This window comes from Flavobacterium flavipallidum (assembly GCF_038289905.1).
Taxonomy (GTDB): Bacteria; Bacteroidota; Bacteroidia; order Flavobacteriales; family Flavobacteriaceae; genus Flavobacterium; species Flavobacterium flavipallidum.
This window is the reverse complement of the sequence record NZ_JBBYHU010000010.1, coordinates 1-20,209: the sequence shown is the minus strand read 5'-3', so window position 1 is coordinate 20,209 and position 20,209 is coordinate 1. Positions and strand designations below refer to the sequence as shown.

Below are 20,209 nucleotides of genomic sequence, written 5' to 3'. Positions count from 1 at the left end.
ATGAAATCCAAATTTTTACTAACTGTATTTACAGCTTTTATAGTTGTTTGTTCTTCTAATGCTCAGGATTTTAGATTAGGAAAAGTATCTCTCCAGGAATTAAAAGAAAAAGTACATCCAAATGATTCTTCTGCTGTAGCAGCTGTACTTTTTGAAAAGGCAGAGAATAAAGTGGTATTCAACCAAGAGACCGGTTTTGAAATAGAATTAAGAGTTAAAGCAAGAATTAAAATTTACAAGAAAGGTGGGTATGATTGGGCAAATAAAGCCGTGCGTTATTATTTGGTTAATAGCTCACGAGAAAAAGTATCATTTTCAGATGTCGCAACTTATAATTTAGTGGATGGAAAAATTGAAAAAACAAAGCTTAAAAGCGATGGAGAGTTTGATGAAGTAATTAATAAATACTGGGGGCAAAAAAAAATAGTTCTGCCTAATGTAAAAGAAGGTTCTGTTATTGAGTATGAATATGTGTTGCATTCTCCTAGTATTGGAAATCCTAGGGATTGGTATTTTCAATTGGATATTCCGGTGAATTATTCAGAATACATTAATTCTATCCCTGAATATTTTGTTTATAATACCAATTTGAAAGGCTTTATTAGTCCAAAAGTGACTGTTGAAAAGTTAAATAAGTCAATAAGAATTGATAGTAAAGAGAGGGTAACAGCACCTGGTTTTGGGACCACAAGAACTAATTTTAGTAGTGAGGATATAGCCTATTCTGAAACCAGAACAACTTATTTAGTAGAGAATATGCCTGCAATAAAAGAGGAGTCTTTTGTAAATAATATTAGAAATTATACCACAAGTTTAGAGCAAGAGTTATCAATGACTCAGTTTCCTAATTCTGTACCTAAAAAGTATTCAACCAATTGGGACGCGGTAGTTAAAACAATTTATGAGTATGAAGATTTTGGTCCGGAATTAAATAAGACTGGTTATTTTGAAGAAGATTTAAAACAAATTCTTCAAGGGCTAAACTCTGTAGAAGAAAAGATAGCAGCTGTTTTTACTTTTGTAAAGACTAAGGTAAAGTGGAATGGCTACCATGGCTATTCTTGCGAAGAAGGAGTTAGGAAAGCTTATAAAACAGGAGTAGGTAATGTTGCAGATATTAATTTAATGCTTACAGCTATGTTGCGTTTTTCTGAACTTAATGCTAATCCTGTTTTACTTAGTACAAGATCTAATGGTATCTCTTTTTTTCCAAATCGTACAGCTTTTAATTATGTGATTTCCGCTGTAGAAACTGATCAGGGATTAGTCTTAATGGATGCTACAGAGAAATATTCTGTTCCCAATGTTTTACCATTGAGAGATTTAAATTGGTTTGGAAGATTAATACGAAAAGATGGAAGTTCTGAAGAAGTAAATTTAATTCCAAAAGTAAACTCCAAAGAATTAGCAACTGTAAATTTAGATATGGATGATAAAGGAGTTATTAATGGTAAGGTAAGATTATACCATGCTAATCACGAAGCGTTAAGATTTAGACAAAATCATATCGTTACTAATAAAGATAGCTATTTAGAAGCGCTTGAGAATAAAAATAATAATATTGAAATTAATGATTATGTGCGCGAAAATGACTTGGATTTGTCAAAGCCAATAATTGAAAATTATACTTTCAAAGACACTAAAACGGTTGAGATTATCAATAATAAAATATATGTGTCTCCTATGATTTTCTTTAGTCTAAAAGAAAATCCTTTTAAGCAGGAAGTAAGAGAGTATCCTGTAGATTTTGGGTATCCAATTCAGGAAAAATATAGTGTAAATATTAAAATACCAGAAGGTTATGAGGTAGAATCTTTGCCTAAATCAATGACTGTTGATGGTGGTGAGAATATTGGGATGTATAAATTTCTTATTGGTTATAACAATGGAGTTGTCCAAATTGTCTCTACATCGGATATTTATGCTCCAATTGTTACTCCTGAACATTATCCAATCTTGAAAGATTTTTTTCAAAAAAGTATAGAAAAACAAAACGAGAAAATTATTCTGAAAAAAATTTAGTCCTATGAAGTTGTATCGTTTTAAAATAGTTTTAGCTGTCTTTTTGATAGCGATTTCAGCAAAAGCGCAAGCACTTAAATTGGATAAAGTTACTGTTGCTGAACTGCAGGCAAAAAAGCATCCGGTTGATACTAGTGCGGCAGCGGCAATCCTATATAAAAAGGGAAGAACTTTTTTTACTTATTCTGAAAAGGTGGGATTTATTATGAATCATGAATTTACGTATAGGATTAAAATATATAAAAAAGAAGGTTTGAATTGGGCCAATTTTGAAGTGCCTTATTATGTGGGATATGAAAATTTGAATGAGGAAAATTTAAGATTTAATGATGCTTTAACATATAATTTAGAAGGGGGAGTGATTGTTAAAACCAAATTGGGAAATGAGGGTATTTTTAAAACGAAGTTGAATGATAATTGGAAAATGGCAAAATTGTCAATGCCGAATGTCAAAGCTGGTTCTATAGTAGAGTTTACTTATTTGTTGAAATCGGAGAATTTAGGACAATTTCCGGTTTGTGATTTTCAATACACTATTCCTGTAAATTATGCGGAGTATAAAACAGAGATACCAGAATATTATATCTATAAAACGATTCTAAAAGGGTATATAGATGTAAAGACCGAATCTAAAATGGAACAGGGCTCGGTAAATTTTGACAATCAATACGGGCAGACGAATACGATGACATATCAACAAATAAGTAGTAGTTATATTGCCAAAGATATCCCTGCATTGAAAGAAGAAGAATATGTTGATAATGTGAAAAATTATCAATGCTCACTTCATAATGAATTAGAAAGAACTCGTTTTCCGGGGCAACCAGTTAAAGATTATGCTATTACTTGGGAAGGGGTAGCTAAAACTATTTTTGAAAACAAAGATTTTGGAAAAGAACTAGATAAAAGAGACTTTTTAATTAATGATGTAAAATTGCTTCTTAATAGTGAAGATTCTAAAGAAGAAAGGCTTGGGAAAATTTTTAAGTTTGTTCAGGAAAAAATGAATTGGAATCAGGAATACGGATATTATACTGATAAAGGAGTTGTAAAGGCTTATCAGGATAGAACGGGAAATGTAGCCGAAATTAATTTTATACTAATTTCAATGCTACGATTGGCCGGGATAAATTCAGATCCTGTCTTGCTAAGTACTATAAATAATGGGTTGCCTGTTTACCCTGGTCGCACAGTTTTTAATTATGTTGTTGCAATGGCAGATATTGATGGGCAACAAGTATTACTGGATGCTACTCATAAATATACAGCAGCAAATATTTTACCACTTAATACTTTAAATTGGACTGGACGTTTAATTCAGCCGGACGGCACTTCAAAAGAAGTAAATTTATTGCCTACAATTCCTTCAGCTGTGAATTGTAGTGTAATGGTAAAAATTGATAATTCCGGAAAGATTTCCGGTGATTTACGAAGTCGTAAAACAAATTATGAAGCATATAGTTACAGAGACAAATTTGCTCAGGCAACTACTGATAATTATATAGAAAGAATGGAGAATTTGTATAATGGTATTGAAATAAGTAATTATCAGGTTAATAATAAAAATGCCGATTTATTAAAACCTGTCGATGAAAGTTTTTCATTTCAATCTGCGAATCATGTAGAAATTATTGGAAAAGAATTTTTTATTAATCCTTTGTTGTTTTTTACAACCAATAGAAACCCTTTTTTTCAGGAAAATAGAAAGATGCCTGTTTATTTTGGATATCCTACTCAAAAAAAATATACTATAAATATTGAAATACCTGAAGGTTTTGAGGTAGAATCATTGCCAAAAGGAATAAATTTGTCAGCTGGCGATGGTGCGTTGGTTTTTAAATGTATTTTAGAACAAAATCAAAATCGAATCCAAATAGCTGTTCAATCTGACTTGAAAAAAGCAATTGTTTCTGCGGAGGATTATTCCATGCTTAAAGAATTTTATCAAAAAATAGTAGATAAACAAAAAGAGAAAATAGTATTAAAAAAAATATAGAATGAATCTTAAAAACGCCCAACTAGACGTAGATACCTGGATAAAAGAACACGGTGTTCGTTATTTTAACGAATTGACTAATATGGCTCAGCTTACCGAAGAGGTAGGAGAGGTAGCCCGAATTATTGCGCGTCGTTATGGAGAGCAATCGGAGAAAGAAAGTGATAAAAGCAAAGATTTAGGCGAAGAACTAGCTGATGTGGTTTTTGTAGTTTTGTGTTTGGCTAATCAAACTGGAATCGATTTGCAGGCAGCATTTGATAAAAAAATGGATTTAAAATCGGTTCGTGATAAAGACCGTCACAAAAACAATGAAAAATTAAAATAATTATTAGGTGTGGATTATGAATTGTGAATTGGGAGTGCTAAATTGCGCCCTCAAATTATTTACGTTAAATGTCTTGGACAATAACAAATAATTCATCCCTAATAATTTAAAAAATGAATTTACTACTACAAACTACTCATTCTAATTTAAATGCTAAAATAGAGGTAACAGGGTCTAAAAGTGAAACCAACAGATTGTTACTTTTACAGGCATTATTTCCTAATATTACTTTAAGCAATACCTCTAATTCTGATGATAGTGAAGTAATGCAAATGGCATTAAGCGGAAATGAAGAAGTAGTAGATATTCATCATGCAGGAACTGCAATGCGTTTTTTAACAGCATATTTTGCTGTGAAAGAAGGTCGCGAAGTGATTTTGACTGGTTCAAGTCGTATGCAGGAACGTCCGGTTAAAATTTTAGTGGAAGCTTTACGCCAATTAGGAGCTGAAATTTCTTTCCTGAAAGAAGAAGGTTATCCACCAATTAAAATCAAAGGACAAAAAATCACAGAATCTAAAGTGACTATGGCTGCTAATGTCAGTAGTCAGTATATTTCCGCTTTATTGTTAGTTGCACCAAAATTAGAAAATGGTATTGAGTTAACTTTAGAAGGCGAGATTACGTCAATTCCTTATATTAAAATGACATTGGCTTTGTTGAATGATTTGAACATTCAAACGAGTTTTGAAGGAAATGTTATTAAAGTGTATCCAAAACAGGAAGTAGAACCAAAAGTAATGACTGTAGAGTCTGACTGGAGTTCGGCTTCTTACTTCTTTAGCTTAGCAGCTTTGTCTGAAGAAGCTGAGATTTCTCTCAGTAGCTATAAACAATCTAGTTTACAGGGCGATTCAGCTTTAGTTTCTATTTATAAAGAAATGGGAGTGGAAACTCAGTTTAATGGAAATACTATTACTTTAACTAAAAATAAAAAATTCAAACATCAAGACGTTACTTTTGATTTGAATAATACACCTGATATTGCGCAAACGATCGTTGTTACTTGTCTTGGGTTGGGAATAGGTTGTTACCTTACAGGGCTTCATACTTTAAAAATTAAAGAGACTGACCGTTTAGAAGCATTGCGTATCGAATTAACTAAATTAGGTGCCAATATTTCTGTTACCAATGATAGCTTAACTCTTGTGGCTACTTCAGAAATCAATTCAAATGTAAAAATTGGAACTTATAACGATCATAGAATGGCAATGGCTTTTGCGCCTTTAGCTTTAAAAGTGCCAATTATTATCGAAAATGCCGATGTAGTTTCTAAATCTTATCCTGATTTTTGGACTGATATGGAAAAATTAGGCTATAAAGTTTCAGATTTAATAGGTTAATCATTATCATAAAAACCCTAAAACATTGATGCTTTGGGGTTTTGTTGTTTTAATTTCAAATTAAACGATAAAATACTTGACATCGCCTATTTGACAATCGTATATTTGCAGCCGTTAAAAGTGGAAGCTAATAGAACTTCTGACTTTTAATTTCTAACTTCTAATTTTTTCAAATGAAATTATCACATTTTAATTTTGACTTACCTAAAGAACTTTTAGCTGAATTTCCTGCTGAAAACAGAGATGAAGCTCGTTTAATGGTAATTGATAGAAAAAAACAAACCATTGAGCACAAAATGTTCAAAGACATTATCGATTATTTTGATGATGGAGATGTAATGATTTTAAACAATACTAAAGTTTTTCCTGCTCGTTTATACGGAAACAAAGAAAAAACTGGAGCAAGAATCGAAGTTTTTTTACTTAGAGAATTGAATGCTGAACAACGTCTTTGGGATGTATTAGTTGATCCGGCTCGTAAAATCAGAATTGGAAATAAATTATATTTTGGTGATGACGATTCATTAGTTGCTGAGGTTATTGACAATACTACATCTCGTGGTAGAACTTTACGTTTTTTATATGATGGTTCTTACGAAGAGTTTAGAAACAAATTGACTGAACTTGGAGAAACTCCAATTCCTAAATACATCAACAGAGAGGTGACTCCTGAAGATGCAGAACGTTACCAAACAATTTATGCTAAAGAAGAAGGAGCTGTGGCTGCACCAACAGCTGGTTTGCATTTTTCTAAGCACTTATTAAAAAGATTGGAAATTAAAGGAGTAAACTTTGCTGAAGTTACACTTCACGTAGGTTTAGGGACTTTTAATCCGGTTGAGGTGGAAGATTTATCAAAACACAAAATGGATTCTGAGGAGTTAAAAATTACTCAGGAAGCTTGTGATGTTGTGAATGCTGCTAAGGCAAAAAGAAAACGTGTATGTGCGATAGGAACTACTTCGATGCGTGCTATCGAAAGTTCGGTTTCTTCACAAAATACTTTGAATCCTTATGAAGGATGGACAAACAAGTTTATCTTTCCTCCTCATGATTTTAGTGTTGCTAATTGTATGGTTACTAATTTTCATACGCCAAAATCAACTTTGTTAATGATGATTTCTGCATTTTGCGGACATGATTTAATGAAGAAAGCTTATGAAGAAGCGATTAAAGAGAAGTATAAATTCTATTCTTACGGTGACGCAATGTTAATATTGTAATCACTAATAAAGGTTAATTCATAAAAAGAACCCGTCAATAATTGACGGGTTTTTTGCTTTTTAAGCTATTTGTAGTCGTGGTATCTCGATGGTGTCAATTTCGTTTTTATAGAATTCGATTTGTTTAGAGATTTCCTTTTTGATGGTTTCAAAATTTGGTATTGTAGAAAAAAGCGTTTCATAATACTTGATACCTTCAAGAAGATTGGTTTTAAAAGCTTCTAGTTTTTTAGATTTGGCATTGTTGATTTCTTCACTAATAGAAAGGATATCATTTTTTAAGTAATCGATATACATTTTTAATTCTTTTACAAAAAAATGTGGTCGGTTTGGATTTCTTAAAACGGATGTGTTTCCGTAAATATGCTGTATCATTTGAAAAAGTGAAACTTCCTGATCAAAATAAGCCATATTTGGACCGGGACAAACTACAACTCCTTGGTCTTGTCCTTTTATTTTGATGTCGTTTTCTAAATAAGAAGCATTGGCTAAACCAACACAAAGACATGATTTTTCAGTAATTGATGCTTTGGCTTTCTCGTAATTTTCTATGGTGAAATTGTTTTTGTTTGCTTCTAATTCTTCCAGTTTGTAATCCTGATATTTTTTAGATGCGGTACAAATTCCGTTTCCTTCAGCATCTTTATTAAGAGCAAGGAATTTTTTTGGACAAGAACTTCCTGCTTTGCTTTCCTGGATGCGTTTTTGTTTTATTTTCTCATTGGTTGTGCCTCTCAAGGTGTTAAAAGGTACTCCTAATGGGGAAATTTGGCTTAAATATAAATCCTCTTCTTTAGCTTTTATTAACAAGTTTCGGGTTTCTTGGTCTACAGAAGTCGCTTCAGGAACTAATAGAAATGGAGAACCCCAGCCTACAGAGTCAACATTGTAATAATCCAATAGAAAATCGTGTTCTTCAGAAGTTCCAACTCCTCCCTGAACCGTAATTTTTAATTCTAATGATTCGTCTGGAATTCTTTTTCCTTTTTGTTCCAATGCTTTAATCATTATTTCATGAGCCGATTGTATAAGTTGTTCCTTCTTTTGTTTGAACTCTTCTAAAATCGGACCTAATAAAAATCCTTCTGTAGCAAAAGCATGTCCACCGCAATTTAATCCTGATTCGATACGGTATTCTGAAACCCAAAGTCCCTTTTTGGCTAAAAAGTTTCCTTGAATCATTGCTGAACGGAAGTCGCTTACTTTTAATGTGATTTTCTTTTTTAATTGGTTGTTTTCGTCAGGATAAAATTCTTCAAAATTTTCAAAATAACTAAATAATCTTGGATTCATACCTGCCGAAAGTACAATGGAAGAATTTGTTGTACTGTTAGCAAAACCTCTTAGTGCAGCATGTGCATCATTGTACATGAGAGGTAGTTGTTCGTTTTTATCAAAATTGTCTTTGTCTAGTTTTGTCATAATGTTGACATCAATAGCGCCTGCAGACAAATTTTTTTCGATGTAGTTTTTAACATTGTCTTTCCAGTTGATGCCTTCTTCAATGATGGATTGCAACCCTTTTTTTATCTCAGATTTGTTAGGTAAGATGGCGATATAGTTTTCTACAGCTTCTTTGCTTTCAACTAATTCATTTTTGAAATTATTAAATTTTTCTTTTACAATTTTATCAACTAAATTTAAATAAGAAGTAATTCTTTTAGCTCTGTAGTCAGTAACTTTTTTTGATATTTCCTGATAAGGAATGTTGAGTTTTTCGTGATAAAATGCGTTCATTTTTTCTATTAACTCGTCGTCAGCAAGTGAAATTACCGAAGAAATTCCATAATGTGCCACTCGGATAGGGCTGTCAATAGTATAGGCAAGTCCCATAACTGGTATATGGAAATTGTGTAATGGTTGTGGATTTTTAGTCATGTTCATACCTTCATTAATAGTTTGTGCAAAGTTTATAATAATCATTTGCTTAAAAACTGATAAATGTCATATAAAGGTTTTAGGACCAACATTAATTTATTGAATAAAAAAAATAGCAATAACATATTTTGAATTGTTATTGCTATTATTCTTTATGAGTTATGAATTTTCTATTTTTTGAGAATCTTAGAGAGTATTCCAAAGGCACCTCTTATAAAAGTTGCGCTTGTAAGTACTTTTAAGACCGATTTTCCAACAACTTCAGAAGTGCTGGGTTGGTTTGAAGTTTTGCTTTGTTTTATTTCGTTTTGTTTTTCTTCTTCTTTAGAATTTTCCTCTTCTATTACAGTGATTTTTTTATTCAGCATTTCATAAGCACTTTCGCGATCGATGTTTTCGCTGTATTTTTTTACCAACTTTGATTTACTATTGATTTCTTGGATTTCATCATCTGTTAAAATGTCCATTCTGCTCATAGGAGCTCTAAGCATAGTTGCCGCAAGTGGAGTTGGGATTCCTTTTTCGTTTAGTGCTGTTACTAATGCTTCCCCAATTCCTAAACTTGTAATTAATTCACTTGTGTTGTAGAATTCTGATATTGGATAATTATCTGCAGTTTGTTTTATTGCTTGCCTGTCATTGGCAGTAAAAGCTCTCAATGCATGTTGGATTTTAAGGCCTAATTGTGCTAATATACCGCTTGGAACGTCCATTGGATTTTGTGTTATAAAATAAATTCCGATGCCTTTTGAACGGATTAATTTTATTATGGTTTCAATTTGTTCCAATAGTGTTTTGCTTGCTTCTTTAAAGATTAAGTGCGCTTCGTCAATAAAAATGACTAATTCAGGTTGTTCAACATCACCTTTTTCAGGCATTTGTTGGTAGATTTCAGCCAATAAGCTAAGCATGAATGTGGAGAAAAGCTTCGGCTTGTCTTGGATATCGTTTAGTCGCAGTATGTTAATGTAGCCTTTTCCGTTTTCGTCAATTCGCATCAAGTCATCAATTTCAAATGACATTTCTCCAAAAAACATTTCGCCGCCCTGTTGTTCCAGTTCGATAATTTTTCTCAGAATGATACCTGTTGTTGAAGTTGATATTTTTCCGTAACTTTCAGTGATTTCATCTTTACCTTCTTCAGTGATGTAGTTGATGACTTTTTTGAAATCTTTTAGATCAAGCAATGGCATTTTATTGTCATCGCAATATTTAAATATGATAGCAACTACTCCAGCTTGTGTGTCATTTAAATCGAGTATTCTGGAAAATAATACAGGTCCAAACTCTGAGATGGTTGCTCTAAGTCTTACACCGCTTTGTTCGGAAAGACTTAATAGTTCAACAGGGAAGCCTGTAGTTTGGTATGGGATATTGATTTTTTGATGTCTTTCAATTATAAAAGTTTTTTCTTCTCCTTCTTTGGCTATGCCGCTAAAATCGCCTTTAATGTCCATCATTAATACGGGTACGCCAAGAGAAGATAATTGTTCTGATAAGACTTGAATTGTTTTTGTTTTTCCGGTTCCGGTAGCTCCAGCAATTAGTCCGTGTCTGTTTAATGTCTTTAATGGTATTTTTATATGGGCATTATTTATGGTTTGACCTTCTAAAATAGCGGCTCCTAAAAGGATGTTTTCTCCTTTTGATTGGTAGCCAGAGTTGATTTCTTCAGCGAATTTTTCAGTCTTATTCATAAAACTAAGTTTTTTTTAATTGTATGTTTTGGTTTTTTTAAATCTAATAATTTAATATTTACTGTAATTTTAAGCCTTTTTTTTTGTTAAATATTAAAAAAAAGAGTTTTTTGGCTTAAATTTTAGATGTTGAAATATTATTGCTAATAAAAGCAATTTAATTAATTATTTTATTAATATCTATGAAATAACATGATGAAATTGATAATAAAACAATCGTTATATTTTTCAGGTGTTAATTTATGATTAGTTAGTTTGAATATAATGAAAAAAAATTTTTTTATTTCAATGAAACGTATAAATTTGCGGGACTACAAGTTAATTATAACTAATATAAATTATTTAAAACTATTAAAATTTAAAAAAAAATGGCAAACGTTAAAAAAGAAAGCAGTTCAAAAGGAGGAGGAATGATTTCAGGAATCATTATTTTATTATGTGTGTCGGTGGGAGTTGTGATTTGGAAATTTATCATGGGAGCACCTGCTAACTTTGAGGGAGGAAATCCAGAAACTGGACATCCAATCAATACTTTAGGACAAGTTTACAAAGGAGGATTCATCGTACCAGTTTTATTAGGTATGTTATTAATGGTAATCACATTCTCAATTGAGAGATTTTTTGTAATTACTAAAGCTGCTGGAAAAGGAAATTTAGATGCTTTTATGTCTAATGTACAAGCAAGTATTAAAGGTGGTCATATTGAAGAAGCTATTGCTGCTTGTGATAAACAACAAGGTTCAGTTGCAAATGCAATTAAATCAGCTTTAGTTAAATATCAGGATGTTAAAAAAGAAGGATTCAACAGTGAAGAAGCTTCTGAAACTATCCACAAAGAAATCGAAGAAGTTACTTCTCTTGAAATGCCAATGTTAGAGAAAAACATGACTATTATTTCTTCACTTGTTTCTTTAGGAACTTTAGGAGGATTATTAGGTACTGTATCGGGGATGATTAAAGCGTTTGGTGCGTTAGCATCTGCTGGAACTCCAGATCAAGCTGCTCTTGCAACAGGTATCTCTGAAGCACTTATCAATACTGCAACAGGTATCTCTACATCTATTTTGGCAATTGTTGCTTACAACTTCTTTACTGCAAAAATTGACGACTTAACTTACTCTATCGATGAGGCAGGTACTACAATCGTTAATACTTACAGAAAATTCAGAGGAAGTTTGAAACAATAATCATTTTTGATAATAAGTATTTATTGTATCAAAATAAAAAACAAAAAGAATGGCTAAAATAAAAATGAAAAAGAAGTCGACATCGACAGATATGACTGCGATGTGTGACGTTGCGTTTCTTTTGCTTACCTTCTTTATTTTGACAGCTACAGCTAAAGTTCCTGAGGCATTGCCTGTGGATACACCTGCTTCTACTGTACAAACAAAATTACCTGAGTCTGATTTAGCAACATTAACTGTTGGTAATAAAGATGGAAAAGATAGAGTTTTCTTCGATTTGAAAGGTAGAGATGTTCGTAAAAGAGCCCTTGAATTAATGGGGGATAAGTATGGTGTTACTTTTTCTGAAGAAGATAAAGAGAAGTTCGCTTTGATGACTGATTTTGGTGTGCCAATTCAAAATCTTAAGCAAATAATTGACATGAAGGCTTCTGATCGTGTAAAAGCAGATCAACCAGGTATACCAATGGATTCATTGAATAACCAAGTGAAAGAATGGGTTTATAATGCTCGTATTGCTAACAATGAATTTAATAATGCAAAAGGTAGCAAGCAAGAATTACAAATTGCCATTAAGGGTGATGCAAAAGAGGAATATCCAGTTATCAAAAAAGTAATGGATATTTTACAGGATCAACATATCAATTCATTTAGTTTAGTTACTGGATTGAGAGGAAAAGATTTTTAATTAAAAAAAATATACTAAAATGGCTGAATTAAATACCGACAGTGGTGGTGATAAAGGCGGCAAGGTAAGAAGTAAAAAGCAAAATTCGAAGGTGGATTTAACTGCCATGGTGGATTTAGCATTCTTATTGATCACTTTCTTTATGCTTACTACTTCGTTGTCAAAACCTCAAGCGATGAGTTTAGGTTTGCCAGATAAAGATCCTAAGGAAAAAGTTGAGGATATGAAAGTAGATGAAAATCGTACCATGACTATATTGTTAGGGGACAACGATCAAATGTACTTTTACATGGGGATTATTAATAGTCCTATGGCACCAAAACTTATAGCTTACGGTAAAGATGGAATTCGTAAAGAATTAATTAAGAGGAAAAAAGATGTTGCTGCTTATACTGCAGCAAAAGGGAATCCAGAACAAGGTATGATTGTTATTATCAAACCTGGTAAAAAATCAAACTACAAAAATGTGGTTGATGTTTTAGATGAAATGGCTATCTCTTCTATTCCTACTTATACAATCGTTAATGATTTTTTACCTGAGGAACAAAAATTGTTAGAGGGGAAATAAGAGTAATCTTGTTTTCTTAATAACCTAATAATTAAGAAAAATGAAATTAGATATATTAAAAAACCAATGGGTTGAAATTGTTTTCGAAGGTCGTAACAAGTTGTACGGAGCTTACGAATTAAGAAAGTCAAACCGTAAAACTACAGTTAAAGCATTGCTTATAGGTGCTTTCTTCTTTAGTTTAGCAGTTAGTGCTCCTCTTATTATCAGTTTGATTCCTAAGTCGACAGATGACGAAGACAATTCACTTAAAGAGGTTAAGCTAACTAATGTAAAGCTGCCTCCAAAGAAAGTTGAACCACCTAAGTTAAATGCACCACCACCACCACCACCACCGCCAGCGGTTGATCAGGTGAAATTTGTTAAGCCAGTGGTTGCAAAAGCTGAGGAGGTTGTTGAAGAACCGCCTAAGATTGAAGAAATCAAAGACAAGAAGACAGGTACTGAAACTATTAAAGGTGATCCGGATGCTGTTTTAACTGTAGCACCAGCAGGTAATGGTCCAAAAACAAGTCAGGTAGTTGAGGAAGTTGATGATCAGGTTTATAGTACTGCAGGTATCGAGGTAAAACCTGAATTTCCTGGAGGGATGGAAAAGTTTTATAACTTTGTTGGTAAAAACTACCGTACTCCTGAGGAAGAAGGTTTGAAAGGTAAAGTATATGTTACTTTCGTAGTTGAAAAAGATGGGTCGTTGACTGATATCAAAGTTTTAAGAGATATAGGTTACGGAACAGGTAAAGAAGCTATCAGAGTGTTGCAAAAATGTCCAAGATGGAATCCAGGAATTCAAAATGGAAAACCAGTAAGGGTACTTTATTCTTTACCAATTAGTATAACTTCGGCAGAATAATGTTAAAGAAATTTATCACAAATATTCAGAAGAAATCGCTCAGAGAGCGATTTCTTCTCGTTATAGGCATATTGTTTTTTGTTCTTTATTTTGTTTTGGGATTGATTGTTATTTTTATGGATAATTTTCCTTTAGCTTTATCAAAGAATTATAGATTTGCTTTTGGTGCTCTTTTAATTGTTTATGCTTTTATTCGTTGTTTAAGAATTATTAATGATAATAAAGAAGAAGAATGAGAAAAATATTTTTGGCGTTAACCGTTTTTTTTATTTTAGTTTTTGGATTATTTATTTCTTGTAAACAATCGGATTCTAAGCAGGATAAAGAAACTATTATTAAAGGAAAGGTTACTATTTTAGTAGATGAGACTGTAAAGCCTTTAATTGAAGATCAAATTGCTGTTTTTGAAAGCACCTATAATGCTAAGATTACATTAGTCGCAAAGTCGGAAAAAGAATTATTACAGTCTTTCTTAAAAGATACTTCGGGAATAGTTATTCTTTCAAGGCCTCTAGATAGTACAGAAATTAAGTTTTTTGAGCGTTCAAAAATAAAACCAAGAGTAACGAAATTTGCAACTGATGCAATTGCTTTTATATCTAATTCAAAAGATACAGATACTTTAGTTTCTTTAAAAGATGTTGTTTCTTTTATAAAAGGAAATGCAGTTTCTAAGATTAAAGGGCTTGTATTTGATAATCCTAATTCGAGTACGGTGCGTTATCTGACTGACCTAGCTTCAGTGAAAGATTTGCCTCAAAAAGATGTTTATTCTTTTAAATCTAACGAAGAGGTAGTTCAATTTGTTGCAGAGAATCAAGGTATGATAGGGGTGATTGGTGTAAACTGGTTATTACAGCCTACGGTAAAAATTAAAGATTATTTAACTAATATTAACGTTTTAAACGTAGAGGGTTTAAATAAAAAATCTTATTTTGCACCAACTCAAAATAATCTAGCAGAAGGAACTTATCCTTTGGCACGTGATTTGTTTATTATTAACTGTCAAGGAACATCTGGTTTAGGTATGGGGTTTGCTTCTTTTCTGGCTGGTGAAATTGGTCAAAGAATTGTATTGAAATCAGGTATGTTGCCTGCATCGATACCTGGGAGAAAAATTTTGATTAAGTCTAGAATTTGATAATCAACGAGAAACGAATTAATGAAAATGAATAAATTAAATAAAGTTACAATGAATAAATTTAAATTTTTAAGTCTTACTTTGTTTGCTTCAGCTTCTGCTTTACAAGCGCAGGATATTAATGAGGTAAAGAAACAAATTGACGCAGAACAATTTCAAAAAGCTAAAACATCTTTAAAGTCAATTATAAAAGCAGATCCTTCTGAAGGTAAAGCGTATTTTCTTCTAGGAAATATTTATTTGAATCAAAATGTTATTGATTCTGCTAAAATTACTTTTAATGAAGGATTAAAGGCTAAAGATGCAGCTCATTTTAATAATATTGGATTAGGTCAAATTGATTTAGAAAATAAAGATGTTGCGGCTGCAAAGACTAAATTTGATTTGGTTAAAAGTGAAACTCGAAAAAAAGATTTCGAGGAGTACATTTATATTGCAAAAGCATATATGAATAATTCTCATCCTGATTATAAAGCGGCATTGGCTACTTTAGCGCTTGCAAAAGAAAAAAATCCTACTGAACCACAGGTGCTTTTGGCTTTAGGAGATGCTTTTTATGGTGATAAAAATCAAAATGAAGCTTTTACATCTTATCGTAATGCATTTCAGGGAGATAATACTTTGATTAGAGCTAAAATGCAATTAGGAGTTTTGTTAAAAGGAGCAAAAGCGTACCAAGAAGCTGTAGCTGCTTATAACGAAGTTATTGCTTTGAGTCCAAATTACGGTCCGGTTTACAGAGAATTGGCTCAGACCTATTATTATTGGGCACTAAATGTACCTGGTCGTTATGATCAATACATTAAGCAAGCGTTGACATTTTATGAAAAATATATGTCACTTACTGATTATTCATTGGCTTCACGTATGCGTCACGCAGATTTCTTGATTTTAGCTAAAGATTATAAAGCTTTAGAAATTGAGGCTAATAAAATGAAAGAATTAGATAATGTAAATCCTAGAATATATAGATATTTAGGTTATGCTGCTTATGAAAATGGAAATATTGATGCAGCAATTTCTTCTTTACAAGATTTTGTGAATAATCCATCTAATAAAGTTATTGCTCTTGATTATTTGTATTTAGGTCAGGCAAAAATTAAAAAAGGAACTAATGCTGAAGGTACTGCTGTAGATCCTGCTTTATATGCTGAGGGAATTGACTTTATTAAAAAAGCTGTAGAACTTGAGCCTGCTGTAGCGGATGGATTAGGTGATATGGGTAAAAAATTCTATGAGAAAAAAATGTTTAAAGAAGCAGCAGCAATCCTTGAATTAGCTACTTCTTATAAAGAAAGTAGAACTTTCTTAATCGATAATTTTTATTTAGGAAATGCTATTTATTTTTCTAATGCAGGTAAAGAAGTTGCTGAAAGAGATATGGTTGCTTTGAAAAAAGCGGATACTGCTTATGCAAATGTTTTAGAAGCTTCTCCGGATACTGTTGATGCTTACATATCACGTGCAAGAACAAATAGTTTATTAGAAGATGATCAGGCAATGATTAAATATTATCAGGAGTATATTGATCATGTTTCTGCTAAAGGTGCTGAAGAACTTGCTAAGCCAGCAGTTAAAACAAAGTTAATCGAAGCTTATAATACAATGGGAGCTGGTTATGCTAACTTTGATAAAGCTAAAGCAATCGAGCATTTTAATAAAACACTTGCTTTGGATCCTGCTAATAAATACGCTACTCAATCTTTGAAATCACTTCAATAATTATTAAAAATAGAAAAAAAAGAGGCTTTCTCAGTATAGAGTAAGCCTCTTTTTTTATGTGGTTTTGTTAAGCTATTTATAAATTAAATAATCTCAATACAAATTGGTTATCTTTGCAGCTTAAATTTTAGAAATGCTATCAAAAGAAATTCAATTAGAAGTTAACAAAGGTGCTATGTTGCCTTTGATGGAGGAATTTTATACTATACAAGGAGAAGGATTTCATACTGGTACTGCGGCTTATTTTATTAGAATTGGAGGTTGTGATGTGGGCTGTCATTGGTGTGATGTTAAAGAAAGTTGGAATGCTGAGTTGCATCCGCCTACAGCAATTACTCATATTGTTGATAATGCCAGTAAATATGCTGATACAGTTGTAATTACTGGTGGTGAGCCTTTGACTTGGGATATGGGGTTGCTTACTTCAAAATTGAAAGAAAAAAATATGAAAGTGCATATTGAAACTTCAGGTGCTTATCCGCTTTCTGGAACCTGGGATTGGATTTGTCTTTCTCCCAAAAAAAATAAATTACCTACTGAGACAGTTTATGCGGCTGCTCATGAATTGAAGGTAATTATTCATAATAAGCACGATTTTATCTTTGCAGAAGAACAAGCTGAACTTGTAAATAACAAAGCTATTTTGTTTTTACAACCAGAATGGAGTAAGAAAGAAGAAATGACACCGCTAATTGTAGATTATGTAATGAATAATCCTAAATGGAGAGTCTCGTTACAAACGCATAAGTATTTGAATATTCCTTAAAATAAAAAAAACCAGGTAAAGTTTTATCTGGTTTTTTTGTTGAATCTTAGTATAGTCTGGCTAAATAATCATAATGTTCCCCTTCAATAATTAACTCGCATTGTAAGCTGTTATCATTTGCGGCATTTTGAAGAGTGTTGTAATCCAGATAAAGCCACGGAAAAGAATCTTCTTTTTCTCCTTTATATTTTATGGTAAATTCTAATTCTCCGTAATAACCATTGGCGGGTATTTCGTATGCGCCGTCTTCGTCTTCATCAAACATATAAATGATGTCAGAACTGTCAATTAAAATTTGTCCGCCCGGATTTAATAAAGATTTTAATTTTTGAAGAAATTGCGGAGTGTTTTTTAAAGAGCCAAATATTCCTGTTCCGTTCATTAAAAGTAAGATGCTGTCAAATTTTTCGTTTTCTAAAGTCAAAATATCTTGGACTAAAGAATTTTTTATTCCTCTTAGTTGACAGGTCTTTATAGCGTTTGGGGAAATATCAATTGCTGTAGTTTCTAAATTTCTTCCGTTTTGTAAATACAAACTATGACTACCGGCGCCGCAACCCACATCTAAAGTTTTACCCTTGGCTAATTGTAATGCTTTTTGTTCGATAATTGGCATTGCGTCGAAATTTCGAAATAAGTAGGCGATACTCATTTCGTCTTCTTCTGAAATAGTAGTTTCGGTAATTATATCTTCAGGTGAATTATTGGTTTGATAGTCAAGAATGGCTTTGCCAAAAAGGTCTTTCATGATAGTTTATTTGGTTATTCGTTTATTTGTATATACGTTTTGTGTAATTTTGTAATTCATTTTTTAGATTACGAAATTGATAAATCCACAAATTAACATACTGCAAAAACTAGCCAAAGATAAGCAAGTTGAAAATAAAAAGTATTTTGATAAACTGAAAAAGAAAGCGCCTAAGAATTTAGATTATGTAATGCAGGATTTACATGATGCTGAATTTAGAAAGACGGATTGTTTGGAATGTGCTAATTGTTGTAAAACAACTGGGCCGCTTTTTACTTCTGCCGATATTGAGCGAATTTCAAAACACCTGAGGTTAAAACCGCAACAGTTTATCGAACAGTATCTTCGTGTTGATGAAGATAATGATTATGTTTTGCAAACAGTTCCATGTGCTTTTTTAGATACAGATAATACTTGTTTTATTTATGATGTTCGGCCAAAAGCTTGCAGGGAATTTCCACATACAGATAGAAAGAAGTTTCAGCAAATTACAAATATTACTTTGAAAAACATTCCTATTTGTCCAGCTGTATATAATATAGTAGAGGAGATGAAAAAGAAACTACCTCTTTAAATTGCTGATTTAATGTTGTATTAAGCTGATTGTTTGTGAACGCCTAAGAATTAAACCTTATTTTTGAATAATAAAATTGAAAATTAATCACTTGAATTTAGAATATTTCATTGCTAAAAGACTTATTACTGCTAAAAATAATAAAAGCAGTATTTCTGCACCTATTATAAAGATTGCAATTTTGGCTATTGCTATCGGGATGATTATGATGATTGTTTCGGTGGCTACTGGAATTGGACTTCAACAAAAGATTCGAGAGAAAGTATCGGCTTTTAATGGACATATTATTATTGCTAATTTTGACAATAATCAGTCTGACGCAACACTAGTTCCGGTTTCTAAGAATCAAAAGTTTTATCCTAAATTTAAAGATGTGCCTGAGGTTAGCCATGTTCAGGCTATAGCAACTAAGGCCGGGATAATAAGAACTGAGGAGGCTTTCGAAGGAATTGTGTATAAAGGTGTGGGTGTAGATTATAAATGGGATAATATAAAAGAGTATCTTGTCGAGGGTAGATTGCCTGTATTGACAGGAAATTTGAATTCAGAAGTGTTGATTTCTCAGTTTTTGGCTAACAGGTTAAAACTTAAAGTAGGTGATGGGTTTAATACTTTCTTTATGAAGGAAGGGCAGAATAAATTGCCTAATATAAGGAGATTTAAAATTGTTGGAATTTTTAATTCGGGTTTTCAGGAATTTGACGCTACTTATGTTTTGGGTGATCTTCGCCATATTCAGCGAATTAATAAATGGAAACCGGATCAAGTTGGTGCTTTTGAAGTTTTTGTAAATGATTTTGACAAGATTAGTGTAGTTGGTGAGCAGGTTTATGAACATACAGGTTCAACTTTGGATTCGCAAACTATAGTTGAAAAGTACAGTTATATTTTTGAATGGCTTCAATTGTTTGATTTTAATATTGTTGTCATTCTTATAGTAATGATATTGGTGGCTACTATTAATATGGTTGTGGCGTTATTGGTTTTGATTTTAGAACGAACGCAAATGATAGGGATTTTAAAGGCAATAGGGGCGAACAACTGGTCTATCCGAAAAACTTTTTTGTATAATGCATCTTATTTAATATTTAGAGGTCTTTTTTGGGGTAACCTTATTGGTGTAGCTATTTTATTGCTTCAAAAGTATTTTGGAATTGTGAAGCTTAATCCTGAGAACTACTATGTGAATCAAGCGCCGGTAGATATAAATATTGTTTATATTCTATTATTGAATGTGCTGACTGTTGGAGTTTGTTTCTTGGTTTTGCTTATTCCGTCTTATATTATTACTAAAATAACTCCTGTAAAAGCAATTCGTTTTGATTAGTTAGGCTTTAATATATACTCTAAAGAGGCATATTCATAATACCTCAATCTATTGTTTTTCATAAAAATAGGTATTATATTAGAAGAAACAAACCCCGAAATTGCTCAAAAGGAGTCAAAAACGGGGTTTTCTTTTATAGTGTGATGCC

Annotated in this window: 17 protein-coding genes; 14 read left to right on the top strand and 3 right to left on the bottom strand. The window is 32.1% G+C overall.

Annotated elements, in window-relative coordinates; genetic code table 11:
• The 5 genes from AAEO59_RS06985 to queA all read left to right on the top strand — a co-directional run bounded on the left by AAEO59_RS06985 (nucleotide 1) and on the right by queA (nucleotide 6,912).
• A complete protein-coding gene (locus tag AAEO59_RS06985) occupies nucleotides 1–2,022 on the top strand; it encodes a DUF3857 domain-containing protein (protein WP_341700017.1) in 2,022 nt (673 codons plus the stop codon).
• A gap of 4 nt (nucleotides 2,023–2,026) precedes the next feature.
• Complete coding sequence (locus AAEO59_RS06980) at nucleotides 2,027–4,018, top strand: DUF3857 domain-containing protein (protein ID WP_341700016.1); 1,992 nt, start codon at nucleotides 2,027–2,029, stop codon at nucleotides 4,016–4,018.
• Between the two features lies 1 nt (nucleotide 4,019).
• Entirely contained in the window at nucleotides 4,020–4,346 is a 327-nt protein-coding gene (locus tag AAEO59_RS06975; RefSeq protein ID WP_055094629.1) for a nucleotide pyrophosphohydrolase, read from the top strand.
• A gap of 113 nt (nucleotides 4,347–4,459) precedes the next feature.
• Nucleotides 4,460–5,689, top strand: a complete 1,230-nt coding sequence (gene aroA / locus AAEO59_RS06970; RefSeq protein WP_341700015.1) for a 3-phosphoshikimate 1-carboxyvinyltransferase — start codon at nucleotides 4,460–4,462, stop codon at nucleotides 5,687–5,689.
• 173 nt (nucleotides 5,690–5,862) lie between these two features.
• Complete coding sequence (queA, locus tag AAEO59_RS06965; protein WP_341700014.1) at nucleotides 5,863–6,912, top strand: tRNA preQ1(34) S-adenosylmethionine ribosyltransferase-isomerase QueA; 1,050 nt, start codon at nucleotides 5,863–5,865, stop codon at nucleotides 6,910–6,912.
• Nucleotides 6,913–6,972: 60 nt separating this feature from the next.
• Here the strand turns inward: queA and AAEO59_RS06960 are convergent, their stop codons facing one another.
• On the bottom strand, nucleotides 6,973–8,796 hold the full coding sequence (locus tag AAEO59_RS06960; RefSeq protein WP_407934924.1) for a hypothetical protein: 1,824 nt from the start codon (nucleotides 8,794–8,796) through the stop codon (nucleotides 6,973–6,975).
• Between the two features lie 164 nt (nucleotides 8,797–8,960).
• Nucleotides 8,961–10,487 carry a helicase HerA-like domain-containing protein gene (locus tag AAEO59_RS06955; RefSeq protein ID WP_341700013.1) on the bottom strand — a complete coding sequence of 509 codons (1,527 nt, stop codon included), beginning with the start codon at nucleotides 10,485–10,487 and terminating at the stop codon, nucleotides 8,961–8,963.
• A gap of 368 nt (nucleotides 10,488–10,855) precedes the next feature.
• On the opposite strand from AAEO59_RS06955, the gene AAEO59_RS06950 reads away from it, so the two are divergent.
• The 7 genes from AAEO59_RS06950 to AAEO59_RS06920 all read left to right on the top strand — a co-directional run bounded on the left by AAEO59_RS06950 (nucleotide 10,856) and on the right by AAEO59_RS06920 (nucleotide 17,412).
• On the top strand, nucleotides 10,856–11,674 hold the full coding sequence (locus AAEO59_RS06950; protein ID WP_341700012.1) for a MotA/TolQ/ExbB proton channel family protein: 819 nt from the start codon (nucleotides 10,856–10,858) through the stop codon (nucleotides 11,672–11,674).
• 49 nt (nucleotides 11,675–11,723) lie between these two features.
• Nucleotides 11,724–12,362 carry an ExbD/TolR family protein gene (locus AAEO59_RS06945; protein WP_341700011.1) on the top strand — a complete coding sequence of 213 codons (639 nt, stop codon included), beginning with the start codon at nucleotides 11,724–11,726 and terminating at the stop codon, nucleotides 12,360–12,362.
• A gap of 19 nt (nucleotides 12,363–12,381) precedes the next feature.
• Entirely contained in the window at nucleotides 12,382–12,930 is a 549-nt protein-coding gene (locus tag AAEO59_RS06940) for an ExbD/TolR family protein (protein WP_341700010.1), read from the top strand.
• A 40-nt stretch (nucleotides 12,931–12,970) separates the two neighbouring features.
• Nucleotides 12,971–13,783 (top strand): energy transducer TonB, encoded by an 813-nt coding sequence (locus tag AAEO59_RS06935; protein ID WP_341700009.1) that lies wholly within the window; start codon nucleotides 12,971–12,973, stop codon nucleotides 13,781–13,783.
• Between the two features lie 232 nt (nucleotides 13,784–14,015).
• Nucleotides 14,016–14,924, top strand: coding sequence for a PstS family phosphate ABC transporter substrate-binding protein (locus AAEO59_RS06930; protein WP_341700008.1), 909 nt, complete (start codon nucleotides 14,016–14,018; stop codon nucleotides 14,922–14,924).
• Nucleotides 14,925–14,975: 51 nt separating this feature from the next.
• Nucleotides 14,976–16,646, top strand: a complete 1,671-nt coding sequence (locus AAEO59_RS06925; RefSeq protein ID WP_341700007.1) for a tetratricopeptide repeat protein — start codon at nucleotides 14,976–14,978, stop codon at nucleotides 16,644–16,646.
• Between the two features lie 133 nt (nucleotides 16,647–16,779).
• A complete protein-coding gene (locus AAEO59_RS06920; RefSeq protein ID WP_341700006.1) occupies nucleotides 16,780–17,412 on the top strand; it encodes a 7-carboxy-7-deazaguanine synthase QueE in 633 nt (210 codons plus the stop codon).
• A 46-nt stretch (nucleotides 17,413–17,458) separates the two neighbouring features.
• Here AAEO59_RS06920 and AAEO59_RS06915 read toward each other — a convergent pair whose 3' ends face one another.
• A complete protein-coding gene (locus tag AAEO59_RS06915; RefSeq protein ID WP_341700005.1) occupies nucleotides 17,459–18,160 on the bottom strand; it encodes a class I SAM-dependent methyltransferase in 702 nt (233 codons plus the stop codon).
• A 79-nt stretch (nucleotides 18,161–18,239) separates the two neighbouring features.
• On the opposite strand from AAEO59_RS06915, the gene AAEO59_RS06910 reads away from it, so the two are divergent.
• Both AAEO59_RS06910 and AAEO59_RS06905 read left to right on the top strand, forming a co-directional pair.
• Nucleotides 18,240–18,734 (top strand): YkgJ family cysteine cluster protein, encoded by a 495-nt coding sequence (locus AAEO59_RS06910; RefSeq protein ID WP_341700091.1) that lies wholly within the window; start codon nucleotides 18,240–18,242, stop codon nucleotides 18,732–18,734.
• Between the two features lie 91 nt (nucleotides 18,735–18,825).
• Nucleotides 18,826–20,061 (top strand): ABC transporter permease, encoded by a 1,236-nt coding sequence (locus AAEO59_RS06905; protein WP_341700090.1) that lies wholly within the window; start codon nucleotides 18,826–18,828, stop codon nucleotides 20,059–20,061.
• Nucleotides 20,062–20,209 lie beyond the last annotated feature (148 nt).

Excerpts from the sequence above, each read along its gene's own strand:
- AAEO59_RS06945 (WP_341700011.1), top strand. The coding sequence starts at position 11,724 with ATGGCTAAAATAAAAATGAAAAAGAAGTCGACATCGACAGATATGACT.
- AAEO59_RS06940 (WP_341700010.1), top strand. The coding sequence starts at position 12,382 with ATGGCTGAATTAAATACCGACAGTGGTGGTGATAAAGGCGGCAAGGTA.
- AAEO59_RS06915 (WP_341700005.1), bottom strand. The coding sequence starts at position 18,160 with ATGAAAGACCTTTTTGGCAAAGCCATTCTTGACTATCAAACCAATAAT.
- AAEO59_RS06955 (WP_341700013.1), bottom strand. The coding sequence starts at position 10,487 with ATGAATAAGACTGAAAAATTCGCTGAAGAAATCAACTCTGGCTACCAA.
- AAEO59_RS06930 (WP_341700008.1), top strand. The coding sequence starts at position 14,016 with ATGAGAAAAATATTTTTGGCGTTAACCGTTTTTTTTATTTTAGTTTTT.
- AAEO59_RS06960 (WP_407934924.1), bottom strand. The coding sequence starts at position 8,796 with ATGAACATGACTAAAAATCCACAACCATTACACAATTTCCATATACCA.
- aroA (WP_341700015.1), top strand. The coding sequence starts at position 4,460 with ATGAATTTACTACTACAAACTACTCATTCTAATTTAAATGCTAAAATA.
- AAEO59_RS06985 (WP_341700017.1), top strand. The coding sequence starts at position 1 with ATGAAATCCAAATTTTTACTAACTGTATTTACAGCTTTTATAGTTGTT.
- AAEO59_RS06925 (WP_341700007.1), top strand. The coding sequence starts at position 14,976 with ATGAATAAATTTAAATTTTTAAGTCTTACTTTGTTTGCTTCAGCTTCT.
- AAEO59_RS06975 (WP_055094629.1), top strand. The coding sequence starts at position 4,020 with ATGAATCTTAAAAACGCCCAACTAGACGTAGATACCTGGATAAAAGAA.
- AAEO59_RS06950 (WP_341700012.1), top strand. The coding sequence starts at position 10,856 with ATGGCAAACGTTAAAAAAGAAAGCAGTTCAAAAGGAGGAGGAATGATT.
- AAEO59_RS06935 (WP_341700009.1), top strand. The coding sequence starts at position 12,971 with ATGAAATTAGATATATTAAAAAACCAATGGGTTGAAATTGTTTTCGAA.
- AAEO59_RS06980 (WP_341700016.1), top strand. The coding sequence starts at position 2,027 with ATGAAGTTGTATCGTTTTAAAATAGTTTTAGCTGTCTTTTTGATAGCG.
- queA (WP_341700014.1), top strand. The coding sequence starts at position 5,863 with ATGAAATTATCACATTTTAATTTTGACTTACCTAAAGAACTTTTAGCT.
- AAEO59_RS06920 (WP_341700006.1), top strand. The coding sequence starts at position 16,780 with ATGCTATCAAAAGAAATTCAATTAGAAGTTAACAAAGGTGCTATGTTG.